Genomic DNA, 12,159 nt, shown 5'->3' on the forward strand with positions numbered 1-12,159 from the left:
GATCCCCGATGCCCGCAACGCAAGTCGACCGCGACATATCCGTCACCTCCGCGCTGCCGGACGACACCCTGCTGTTCCTCTCGATGAGCGGTAGCGAACAGCTGGGCCGGCTGTCGGAATACCGCGTCCAGCTCAGCAGCGCCAAGAGGGACATCCAGATCGGCGCCGTGCTGGGCAAGACCATGGGCATCCACGTCAACCTGGCCGACGGCGGCGTGCGCCATTTCAACGGCGTCGTCACGGGCTTTCGCAGCAACGGCTGGGATGGCGATTCGGCGGCCTACGAGGCGACCATCCATCCGTGGCTGTGGCTGCTGACGCGCTCGGCGAACTGCCGCATCTTCCAGGACTTGTCGGTGCCCGACATCGTCGCCCAGGTCTGCGGCGCGCCGGCGTACGGCGGCCTGGCCGACCTGTCGGCCGGCGCGCTCGGCGGCAACTACGCGGCGCTGCCGTATTGCGTGCAGTACCGCGAGACCGACTTCAATTTTGTCTGCCGCCTGCTGGAGAGCGTCGGCATCTATTTTTTCTTCACGCACGACGCCGATAAACACACGATGGTGCTGGCCGATTCCTACGGCGCCCACGTGCCCATCGCCGGCGACGCGCTGAAGTTTTGCAGCGAGGACAGGCGCCTGAGCGGCGACGACGAGATGGTGTTCTCGTGGTCGGCGTCGGGCGAAATCCAGTCCAGCGCCTACACCCTCGACGACTTCGATTTCGAGAAGGCGGCCGCCAGCAGCAGCGGCGGCTTGCTGGTGAAGTCGACCATCGCCACGGCGTTCGATCAGGCGGCGTACGAGATGTACGACTATCCGGGCGGCTATGTTCTGGCGGCCGACGGCACCGCCTTGGCGCGCGGGCGCATGGAAAGCCTGCACGGCCAGTGCGAGCGCATCGACGCCGCCAGCAACGCGCGCGCGCTGTACACGGGCGGGCTGTTCACGCTGGCCGAGCATCCGCGCGACGACCAGAACCGCGACTACCTGGTGACCGAGGCCAGTTACGCGCTCAAGGGCTCGGACTACCGCAGCGGCGGCGGCGGCGGGGTCGAGTTCCAGGTGACGCTGGCGGCGATCGGCAAGGAGCACGCGTTCCGGCCCCTGCCGGTCACGCGCAAGCCGGTGGTGCGGGGGCCGCAGACGGCGATGGTGGTCGGCAAGGCCGGCGAGGAAATCTGGACCGACAAATATGGCCGCGTCAAGGTGCAGTTTCACTGGGACCGCCTGGGCAAGGACGACGAGAAAAGTTCATGCTGGGTGCGCGTGTCGCAAAGCTGGGCCGGCAAGGGCTGGGGCGCGATCTTCATTCCGCGCATCGGCATGGAGGTGGTGGTCGAATTCCTGGAGGGCGATCCGGACCGGCCCCTGATCACCGGCTGCGTCTACAACTCGGACGCGCTGCCGCCGTACGCGCTGCCGGCCGAGCAGACCAAGTCCACCCTCAAGTCCAATTCCACGCTGGGCGGCGAGGGCTACAACGAGCTGCGTTTCGAGGACAAGAAGGGCGCGGAGGAAGTCTACGTGCAGGCCGAGCGCGATTTCAAGCGCGTGGTCAAGAACAACGACACGCTCAAGGTCGGCTTCGAGACGGCCGCCAAGGGCGACCAGGATATCGCCATCAAGAACGACCGCCTGCTCGACGTCGGCCATGACGAGACGATCAAGGTCGGCAACGACGAGACCATCACCATCGGCCGGGACCAGAGCCTGGACGTCAAGGGCGACCAGAAGGTCAAGGTCGGCAAGACCATCGTCATCGAGGCCGGCACCTCGATCGAGTTGAAGGTGGGCGGCAGCAGCATCAAGATCGAGGCCGGCAAGATCACCATCAAGTCGGCCGAGATCGAGATCGCCGCCGACGCGAATATGAAGGTCAACGCGGGCGCGATGATGGACGTCAAGGCCGGCGCCGTCATGACGCTGGCCGGCGCGCTGGTGAAGATCAATTGACGGCGGCGCATGCCGGCCCCGTGCGCGGCTTTTGTCCGCGCCGCGCGACGATGCCGGCGGCGGCTGTTTTTAATGCCCAGATGATCGAAAATGCAACGTATAATTGATCGCCGCCGTGACTGTTGACGTTTGCTTCGATGGTGCCCGGCCGCCCGGCCTTCCCGGGGTCGCCGGCGCCCCACCTGCCACCCATATTGCCTGATCCGATGCCGTTAACCCTGAGTATTTTGACTTACCGCAACCAGCCGGCGCCGCACGCGTCGGCGGGGCACTTCACCGAGGCTGGCGGGGCCCTGGGCCGCGCGCCCGATAACCTGCTGGTGCTCGACGACGCCAGCAAATACATCTCGCGCACGCACGCGCAGGTGGCGTTCCGCGGCGGCGCGTATTTCCTGGAAGATGTGGGCAGCAATCCCAGCGTGGTCAACGACCGGCCGCTGGGCAAGGGCCGCGACATCGCGCTGGCCGACGGCGACCGCATCGTCATCGGCGACTATCAGCTGGAAGCGCGCATCACCGTCGCGGCGCCGGCCGCGCCGTGGCTGCCGCCGGCGCCGCTGAACGACACGGCCCTGCCGCTGTTCGTGCCGCCGCCCGTGGCCGCGCCGGCGTCCTTGCCGCCGCTGGAGCCGGCACCCGCCGCGCCCGTGGCTCCCTCCTATCACCAGGGCGCCGTCGATGCGCTGGCCGGCGCGCGCATCCTCGATGTGCGTCCCTGCGACGACGCCGGCGCGGCGCTCGACGATCCGCTGGGCCTGAACCTGTTCGGCGCGCCGCCGCTGGCGCCGCCGGCCCAGCCCGTGCCCGGCGACCTCGGCTTGAACCTGGCGCCGCAATACCGCGCCGCCGAAAGCGACCATGTGTCGCCCGAGCTGGTGCCGTTCCGCCTGCCGGTCGGCGGAGCGCAGCCCTACAGTCCGATGCCGATGCAGGCCCCGGCGCCGATGCCGCCGCCGGCGCGTCCGGCTGGCGGCTACGCGATCCCCGCCGACTACGATCCTCTGGCCGATTTTTTGCCGCGCGTGACCACGCCGGCGCCAGCGCCTGCCGCTTACGCCCATGCGGCACCGACGCCGACAGCCCATGCCGCGCCTGCGCCGATGCCGATCCCGACCGATGATGCCGTACCGTCGCCCGTGGCCTTCGCCGCGCCGGCGCCCATCGTCCAGAGCGCGCCGGCATCCGACGCATGGCCTCAATTCGCGTTGCCGGCCGATGTCGCGCCGCTGTCCGCCGCTACCGCCGCGCCGTCTTCGGACCGCGCTGGCGAGAGTGCTGATGCGGCGCAGATGCTGATGTCGGCGCCGCATCCGGCGGTCGAGTCGGCACCGGCACCGACGTCGCAGCAGCCAGCGCAGCACCAGCCACAACAGCCGCAGCCGCAACAGCCGCAACAGCCGCAACAGCCGCAACAGCCGCAACAGCCGCTTCAGCAGGCGACCATCGCCGCGCCAACGCCAACGCCAACGCCAACGCCAACGCCAACGCCAACGCCAGCGGTCGCAGCGCCCGCGTCGGCCGTCGCGCCGTCGTCCAGCGCTGCGCCAGCATCCGTCGCCGGCGCCAGCGACAGCGAAGTGCTGCAAGCGCTGCTGCGCGGCTTGGGCCTGCCGGACCTGCCGCTGAACCGTTCCGGCGTCCAGATCGCCGAAACCGTGGGCGCGATGCTGCGCGAGGCCACCGCCGGCACCATGGAAGTGCTGATGGCGCGCGCGCTGACCAAACGGGAAAGCCGCATCGACATGACGATGATTTCGATCAGCGCCAACAATCCACTCAAGTTCTTCCCGAATTCCGATAGCGCGCTCAAGCAGATGCTCACCAACGGCATGGCCGGCTACATGGCGCCGGTGCAAGCCATGCACAGCGCCTTCGACGACTTGAAGGCGCACGAACTGGCCGTCATCGCCGGCATGCGGGCGGCGTTGGCGGCGGTGCTGCACCGCTTCGACCCGGCCCAGATCGAAAGCCGGCTGGCCGTGCCGACCGTGATGGACAAGATGATGGCCTCGCACCGCAAGGCCAAGATGTGGGACCGCCTGGTCGAGTTGTACGGCGAGATCGCGCGCGAGGCCGACGACGATTTGCAGCGCCTGTTCGGCGAGAAATTCTCGGAAGCCTACGAAGAGCAGGTCGAACGCCTGCGCCGGGCCGGCAAGTAGCCCGGGAATCACACTAAAAATTGGGGCATCATGGCGTGGAAAAATAAAGTAGTCTGGTCCGAAGGCATGTTGCTGCAACCGCAGCACTTGCAGCAGCACGACCGTTATTGGCAGAGCCACCTGGAGGCGCGGGTGGCCGCCCTGGCGCCTTACGGCTACGGTTTTTCGGCGCTCCAGCTCGACGAGCAGCAACTGGCGCTGGGCAAGCTGGCGCTGCAATCGTGCCGCGCCGTGCTGCCCGACGGCACGCCCTTCGACCTGCCGTCCGAGGACGAGCTGCCGCTGCCGCTGGACGTGCCGGCCGACGCGCGCAACGTGCTGGTGGTGCTGGCGCTGCCGCTGCGCCGCCACGGCGTGGCCGAAGTGGGCAACCTCGACGGCGCCGACAATTTCGCCCGCCACCGCAGCGACGATTACGAAGTGTGGGACAGCAATGGCCTCGACAACAGCGCCCTGATGCAGGTCGGCAAGCTGCGCCTGCGCATCGCGCTCGAAAGCGAAGTCGTGAACGCCTACGCCACGCTGGGCATCGCCCGCATCGTCGAGCGTCGCGCCGACAACCGCGTCGTGCTCGATCCCGAGTATTGCGCGCCGTGCCTGGACTTCCGCGCCGCGCCGCGCCTGGCCGGTTTCGCCGACGAACTGCTCGGCCTGCTGCACCAGCGTGGCGACGCGCTGGCCGGGCGGCTGTCGCAGCCGGGCGCGGCGGGCGCCGCCGAAATCGCCGATTTCCTGCTGCTGCAATTGCTCAACCGCGTCGAGCCGCTGTTCATCCACCTGGCCGGCGCCACCGGCATGCACCCGGAGCGCCTCTACCGCGCGCTGCTCGAGCTGGCCGGCGAGCTGGCCACCTTCACCGAGGCCGGCAAGCGCGCCGCCGCCTATCCGCTCTACCGCCACGACCATCTGGCCGAAAGTTTCGCGCCGCTGATCGCCGACTTGCGGCGCGCGCTGTCGACCGTGATGGATGCGCAGGCGGTGCCGATTCCGCTCGAAGAACGCCAGTTCGGCATCCGCGTGGCCGTGTTGGCCGACAAGGAACTGTTGCGCACGGCCAGCTTCGTGCTGGCGGTGAACGCGCAGATGCCGGCCGAGATGGTGCGCAACGCCTTCCCGGCGCAGGTCAAGATAGGCTCGGTGGAAAAGATCCGCGTCCTGGTCAACCTGCAATTGCCCGGCATCGGCCTGCGCGCCTTGCCGGTGGCGCCGCGCCAGCTGCCATTTTATGCCGGCTACACGTATTTCGAGCTGGACCGCAGCAGCGAATATTTCCTGCACCTTAATAACTCGGCCGGTTTCGCGATGCATGTGGCCGGCGATTTTCCGGGATTGCAGATGCAGTTCTGGGCCATCAGAAGGTAGGCCGGCGTGAGCACACAAGACCCACTGGACCCCCGGCAAGATCCGGACGCGACCATGATGGTGCCGACGCCGGGCGGGCGCCGCGCGGCGCCGGCACCTGCGCCGGCCACGCCGCCGCTGGCAGCATCGGCCGACGCCACCATCGCCGGCGGCGTCATCCCGTCCGCCGCGCCGGCACCGGCCGCACCATCGCCTTCGTTGCCCTCGTCCGGCGTGGTCGGCGTGGCCAGCGCGCCGGGCAGCGGCCTCAACCCGCTGGTGCGCGCCGCCAATCCCTTGCTCGACCTGGTGGTGCCGTTGCGCACCACCGCCCAGCCGCCCGACCTGCTGCCATTGCGCGAGCGCCTGGCGCTGGCCATCAAGACCTTTGAAGCGGACGCCCGCGCCGGCGGCGTCGACAGCGAAGCCATCGCCGCCGCGCGCTACGCTCTGTGCACGCTGCTCGACGAAACCATCGCCAGCACGGCCTGGGGCAGCGGCGTGTGGAGCACGCGCAGCCTGCTGGTGGCCTTCCATAACGAAGCGTCCGGCGGTGAAAAAGTATTCCTCATCCTGCAACGCCTGAGCCAGAATCCGGCCGCCAATCTGGACTTGCTGGAACTGATGTATTTATGCCTGTCGCTGGGGCTGGAAGGCCGCTACCGCATGGTCGACCAGGGCCAGGCGCAACTGGCCACGCTGCGCGAACGGCTGCTGCAACTGATACGCCAGCACCGCGGCGGCTACGAAGCCGACCTGTCGCCGGCCTGGCGCGGCGAGGGCGCGCAGGCGCCGTCGCCGCTGCGCCGCGTTCCGGTCTGGGTGCTGATCGCCGCCGCCGCCGTGCTGCTGCTGATCATTCAGCTAGTGTGCAGCATGATGCTGAACCGCGCGTCCGACCCGGTGTTCGCCGGCCTGTCGAAAATCCACGTGCTGCAAACGGTGCCGGTGGCGCCGCGCGCGCCGCCGCCGCCCGCGCCGGCCCGCATCGCCGGTTTCCTGGCGACGGAAGTCGCGCAGGGCCTGGTGAGCGTGCATGAAACGGCCGAACGCTGCGTCATCACCGTGCGCGGCGACGGCATGTTCGACTCCGGCAGCGCCGAAGTGCAGGGCCGGGTCGCGCCGCTGCTGGCGCGCATCGGCGCGGCGCTCAACACGCTGCCGGGCAAGGTCATCGTCATCGGCCACACGGACGACACCAAGCCCGGCCTGTCGGCCCGCTACCCGTCGAACTACGATTTGTCCAAGGCCCGCGCCGGCGCCGTGCTGGCTGCGCTGGCCGAACAGGCCGGGCCGCCCGGCCGCTACGGCGCCGAAGGGCGCGGCGACACCGAGCCGCAGGTGGCCAACGACACACCGGCCAACCGCGCGCGCAACCGCCGCGTCGACATCGTGGTATTGACCCCGGCGCTGGCGCCATGACGGCCAGCGCCTTTTCCCAATTCTTGGGCCGCCGCGGCGGACGACTATGAAACGACTTTTTTCCTGGCTGCTCAAGCGCTGGGTGCTGTCCCTGCTCGGCGTGTTGCTGTTGTCCCTGCTGGTCTGGTTCGAGGGGCCGCTGTTCGCCTACAACGGCAGGGAGCCGTTCGCCTCGACCAGCGTGCGCTGGTTCTTCATCCTGCTGTTTTTGGCGATCTGGGCCGGCTACTTTCTGTGGCAGGCCATCGCCGCCCGGCTCGCCAACCGGCGCCTGATGGCCAGCCTGGCGCCGCCCGAGGACGGCGCGGCCAAGGTCGCGCCGCAGCGCCAGGAAGCCTTGCAGGAGCAAGCCTTGCTGGCCAAGCGCATGCAGCAGGCCATGGACGTGTTGCGCAAGGCCGCACCCGGCAAGAAACAGTGGAACGGCCAATATCTGTACCAGCTGCCGTGGTATATGTTCGTGGGCGCGCCGGGCAGCGGCAAGACCACCACGCTGCTCCATTCCGGCCTGAAATTCCCGTTGGCCGACACGCTGGGGCCGGGCGCCATCGGCGGCGTCGGCGGCACCCGTCATTGCGACTGGTGGTTCACCGACGAGGCCGTGCTGCTCGACACGGCGGGCCGCTACACCACCCAGGACAGCCACGCCGAAGTCGACCAGGCCGGCTGGAACGGCTTTCTCGGCCTGCTGAAAAAACACCGGCCGCGGCGGCCGATCAACGGCGTCATCGTCGCCCTTAGCGTGGCCGACCTGTTGCAGCAGGGCGCGGCCGGACGGCAGGCGCAGGCGCTGGCGATCCGCGCCCGCATCAAGGAATTGCACGAACGCCTGGGCAGCAGTTTCCCGATCTACGTGACGGTCACCAAATGCGATTTGCTGGCCGGCTTCGTCGAGTTTTTCGACGGCCTGGGCCGCGAGGAGCGGGCCCAGGTCTGGGGCATGACCTTTCCGGCCGGCGCCGGCGGCCAGGCTGGCGTGGCGCTGGCGAGTTTTCCGCAGCGTTTCCAGGCCCTGGAGCGGCAGTTGCAGGTGCGCGTGCTCGAACGCATGCAACAGGAGCGCGACCTGCAACGGCGCGCCTTGCTGTACCGCTTCCCGCAGCAGTTCGCGGCCATCGGCGAGGTGCTGGGCGGCTTCCTCAACGAAGTGTTCCAGGCCACCCGCTTTGAAGAAACGGCGCTGCTGCGCGGCGTGTACTTCACCAGCGGCACGCAGGAGGGCAGCCCGATCGACCGCGTCATGGCCTCGCTGGCCGCCGCCTTCGGACTGGACCGCAAGGTGCTGGCGCCGAACGCCGCCAGCGGCCGCAGTTATTTCATCACCACGCTGCTGCGCGAGCTGATGTTCAAGGAAGCCGAACTGGCCGGCACCGACCGCCGCTACGAGCGCCGCCGCCAGCATCTGCGCTGGCTGGCCGGTGGCGTCGCCGGCCTGTTGCTGGTGTTGACGGCCGCCGGCCTGGCCGTCAGCGACATGCGCAACAGTCGCTACGTGGCCGAGGTGACGGCGCGCAGCGCCCAGCTCGACCAGCTGGCCCAGGCCACGCCGTCGCAGGGCAGCGTGGTGGCGCTGCTGCCGTTGCTGAACGCGGCGCGCGCGCTGCCCGGCGGTTACGCCGAGCGCGACAACGGCGTCCCGCTGCTCAATCGTTTCGGCTTGAACCAGGCCGATAAACTGGGCGCCGGCGGCCAGATCCTGTACCGCCGCCTGTTGCGCACCACGCTCATGCCGCGCCTGGCCGGCCGGCTGGAAGACGTGCTGCGGCGCGGCGACGCCAACAACCAGGAATTGCTGTACGAAACGCTGCGCGTGTATCTGATGCTGGGCCAGCCCAAGCATCTGGACCCCGACTCCGTGCAAGCGTGGCTGAACTTCGACTGGCGCCGCAACCTGCCCGACGCCAGCGCCGACCAGCGCGACCAGTTGGCGGCCCACGTGGCGGCCCTGTTCGACGCCGGCGACGACAGCGCCGAGCCGCCCGCGCTGGACGCGACCCTGATCGCGCAGACGCGGCTGACGCTGGCCATGATGCCGCTGCCGCAGCGCGTCTACAACCGCCTCAAGCGCCAGGTGGCGCAGGCGCGGCTGCCCGAGTTCAGCGTCAACCGCGCGGTCGGACGCGACGTCTCGCTGCTGCTGGCGCGCGGCAGCGGCGAACCGCTCACGCGCGGCGTGCCCGGCGTCTACAGCGTGGCCGGCTACCGCGAACTGCTCAAGCAGCTGCCGCAGGCCATGCTCGACATCGCCCAGGACAGCTGGGTGCTGGACCGGCGCGAGTCGGAGGGCGCGGTGGCTGCCGTCACCGGCGACCAGCTGCGCGCGGCCGTGCTGCAACTGTATTACGCCGACTACATCAAACAGTGGGACGGCTTGCTGGCCGACGTGCGCATCGTGCCGTTTTCCAGCCTGGACCAGGGCGCCCGCGTGACCAACGCGCTGGCCGCGGCCGACTCGCCGCTGCGCAGCTTCCTGCAGGCGGCGGCCAAGGAAACCACGCTCGACGGCGCCGGCGCCAAGCCGGCCGTGGCGGCGCTGGACGAGGCGGTGCGCGGCAAGCTGGCGGCGGCGCGCCGCAAGCTCGAATCGGCGCTCGGCTCGGGCGACGACGCGGCGCCGCCGGAAGCGAAGGCGGCCAACCCGGTCGACCAGCATTTCGACGCGCTGCACAAGCTGGTGGGCGCGCCCGGCGCGGCCGGTCCGGCGCCGCTGGACGCGCAACTGGCCCTGCTCAAGGACGCCTCGCAGTACTTCGACGCCGCCGACGGCGCGCGCCGCGCCGGCACGCCGCCGCCGGCGGCCGAGGTGATGCAGCGTGTCAAGCGCGAAGCGGACGGCAAGCCGGCGCCGCTGGGCGCGATGCTGAAAAAATATCGACAGCGCCGGCGCCGGCCTGACCCTGGGCAGCGAGCGGGCGCGGCTGCAAGCGCTGTGGAGCGCGGCCGGCGCGCCGTTCTGCCAGGACGCCATCGCCGGCCGCTATCCGCTGGTGCGCGGCGCGGCCAAGGAAGTCACGCCCGACGACTTCGGCAAATTCTTCGGACCGGGCGGCGTCATGGACGACTTCTTCGCCAAGAACCTGGCGGCCCAGGTCGACATGGGCGCGGCCCAGTGGAAGTGGCGCGACGGCGGCGCCGGCGCCACCGGCGTGCCGCAGGAAGTGCTGAACCAGTTCCAGCGCGCGGCCCGCCTGCGCGACATGTTCTTCGCCGCCGGCGGCCGCCAGCCCGCGCTGCGTTTCGAGCTCTCGCCGCTGAGCGCCGACGCCGCCCTGACCAAGGTCGGCTTCGACATCGACGGCCAGGCCGTGGCGTACGCGGCCGGCGTGGCGTCGCGCCCGGTGCAGATCGTGCTGCCGAGCGGCAAGGGCGGCGGCCAGGTCCACCTGGAAGCGACGCCGGCCCTGCGCGCCGACCTGCGCACGGACGGTCCGTGGGCCTGGTTCCGCATGCTCGACAAGGGCGTGCTGGAGCCGACCGGGCAGGGCGAGCGTTACAAGCTGAGCTACGATCTCGATGGCCACAAGGCCGTCTACCAGCTCACCGCCAGCAGCGTCGTCAACCCGTTCCGGCGCGACGCGCTGGAACAGTTCCGCTGCCCGGCCGGGTGGTAGCTGTGATGGACATCATGGACGATGACGCGTTCGACCCGCGCCCCGGCTTTTTCGGCAAAGTCACCAGCCATGGCGATTTCGTCGGCCGCCGGCTGGCGCCGGCCTTTCAGCAGGCCTGGGATGGCTGGCTGCAAGGCGGACTGCAACTGAGCAAGACGGCGCTGGGGCCGGCCTGGCTGGCCACGTATTTGAGCAGCCCGATCTGGCGTTTCGCGCTGGCGCCCGGCGTGTGCGGCGAGCGGGGCTGGGCCGGCCTGCTGATGCCCAGCGTCGACCGGGTGGGGCGGCATTTTCCGCTGACGCTGGCGTGTGCGCTGCCCCCGTCGATGCCGCTGCTGGACTGCATGACATCGCACGAAACGTGGTACGGGCGGCTGGAAGCGCTGGCGCTGTCGTCGCTGGGCGAGCAATTTTCGCTGGACGATTTCGACGCCGCCCTGAGCGCCGCCGCGCAGCCGGACGGCGCGGTGGTGGCGCCGGCCGGGCCGATCATCGCGCTCGACGCCACACGCTCGTTGGCCGACGCCGACGGCGCCGGATTGATGCGCGCCATCGCCGGCGCCGCGCTGGCCGGCCAGTGTCTGTGGTGGACCGACGGCTCGCCGCAGGTGGCGCCGTGCATATTGATTAGCCGCGGCCTGCCGCCGCCGGCCGCGTTCGCCGCGCTGCTCGACGGCGACTGGCGCGGCCACGGCTGGCCCGGCGCCTGAAGCGGTCGCGCCGCAAACCGGCGCAAACGACGAGCATAGGACCCCGGTTAGCGCCAACATCACCGCCGCCGTATAACATCGCCATGTTGCGCGCCGCCGGGCCCGCGCGTCAGCCGCCCTGAAGCGTCTGAAACGGATCGCACCAGGTCAGCAGCACCGTAATATTATCGCGGCCGCCGTACTGCTTGGCCAGCGCGATCAGTCGCGCGCAGGCGGCGTCGAGCGTCGCGGCCGTGGCGCCGGCCAGCACCTGCTCGATTTCCCCGTGCGGCACCGCGCCGTGCAAGCCGTCGCTGCACAGCATCAGCACATCGCCCGGCAGCGGCAGTTGCGAGCGCACCTCCGGCGTGATGTGCGGCGACGGCCCGACCGCCTGCAACAGCAAATTGCGGGCCGGCAAGTGGTCGATGACGCCCGCTTCCAGCGCCTGCTGATACAGGGTCTGGTCGCGCGTGAGCTGTTCCAGCCGGCCGTCGCGCTGGCGGTACAAACGGCTGTCGCCCACATTGAACAACACCAGCGCCGCGTCGCCGGGCGGATGCCAGAAGCCGCACAGCGTGGTGCCCATGCCGCCGCCCTCGGGACAGTTGCGCGCCAGGTTTTGCGCATACAGGCCGTGGTTGGCGAAGTCGATGGCATCGTACAACAGGCCGACGGCGCGCATGGTCGGGTCCGACCAGGTGGCGTCGGCGTCGTCGCTGCCGTGCTGGCGCATGGCCGCGTCGGCGTGCCGGTGCAGATAGTCGCACAAGGCTTGCAAGGCGCCGGCGCTGGCCACCTCGCCGGCGGCGTGGCCGCCCATGCCGTCGGCCACCATGGCCAGGCCCAGCGACTCGTCGATGAGGAAGTTGTCTTCATTGCTGTCGCGCACCGGGCCGACGTCGGTGGCGCCCAGCGCCACGCCCAGCGACAGGCGGTGCGGCCGGCCGCCCGACAGCGGCGTCCAGGCGCTCATCGGGCG

At 69.9% G+C, this 12,159-nt stretch carries 7 protein-coding genes and 1 pseudogene; 7 read left to right on the forward strand and 1 reads right to left on the reverse strand.

Features of this window, described 5'->3' with window-relative positions; genetic code table 11:
* The first annotated feature begins 8 nt into the window (after window positions 1–8).
* The 7 genes and pseudogenes from Q0S71_RS00330 (at window position 9) to tagF (ending at window position 11,198) form a co-directional block, all read left to right on the forward strand.
* On the forward strand, window positions 9–1,952 hold the full coding sequence (locus Q0S71_RS00330; RefSeq protein WP_295990016.1) for a type VI secretion system Vgr family protein: 1,944 nt from the start codon (window positions 9–11) through the stop codon (window positions 1,950–1,952).
* Window positions 1,953–2,158: 206 nt separating this feature from the next.
* A complete protein-coding gene (gene tagH / locus Q0S71_RS00335; protein ID WP_295990017.1) occupies window positions 2,159–4,114 on the forward strand; it encodes a type VI secretion system-associated FHA domain protein TagH in 1,956 nt (651 codons plus the stop codon).
* A gap of 30 nt (window positions 4,115–4,144) precedes the next feature.
* Window positions 4,145–5,476, forward strand: coding sequence for a type VI secretion system baseplate subunit TssK (gene tssK, locus Q0S71_RS00340; RefSeq protein WP_295990020.1), 1,332 nt, complete (start codon window positions 4,145–4,147; stop codon window positions 5,474–5,476).
* 6 nt (window positions 5,477–5,482) lie between these two features.
* Entirely contained in the window at window positions 5,483–6,877 is a 1,395-nt protein-coding gene (icmH, locus tag Q0S71_RS00345) for a type IVB secretion system protein IcmH/DotU (RefSeq protein ID WP_295990022.1), read from the forward strand.
* A gap of 46 nt (window positions 6,878–6,923) precedes the next feature.
* A pseudogene (gene tssM / locus Q0S71_RS00350) lies at window positions 6,924–9,692 on the forward strand (type VI secretion system membrane subunit TssM); the annotation flags it as partial.
* Window positions 9,693–10,074: 382 nt separating this feature from the next.
* On the forward strand, window positions 10,075–10,488 hold the full coding sequence (locus tag Q0S71_RS00355) for a type VI secretion IcmF C-terminal domain-containing protein (RefSeq protein WP_295990062.1): 414 nt from the start codon (window positions 10,075–10,077) through the stop codon (window positions 10,486–10,488).
* Window positions 10,489–10,502: 14 nt separating this feature from the next.
* Window positions 10,503–11,198, forward strand: a complete 696-nt coding sequence (gene tagF, locus Q0S71_RS00360) for a type VI secretion system-associated protein TagF (RefSeq protein ID WP_295990063.1) — start codon at window positions 10,503–10,505, stop codon at window positions 11,196–11,198.
* A gap of 109 nt (window positions 11,199–11,307) precedes the next feature.
* Here tagF and Q0S71_RS00365 read toward each other — a convergent pair whose 3' ends face one another.
* The gene (locus Q0S71_RS00365) at window positions 11,308–12,153 is read right to left on the reverse strand and encodes a protein phosphatase 2C domain-containing protein (RefSeq protein ID WP_295990023.1); all 846 of its coding nucleotides are present in this window, start codon (window positions 12,151–12,153) and stop codon (window positions 11,308–11,310) included.
* Window positions 12,154–12,159 lie beyond the last annotated feature (6 nt).

Origin of the sequence: Rugamonas sp., from assembly GCF_025354735.1 — a bacterium.
Lineage (GTDB): Bacteria > Pseudomonadota > Gammaproteobacteria > Burkholderiales > Burkholderiaceae_D > Rugamonas.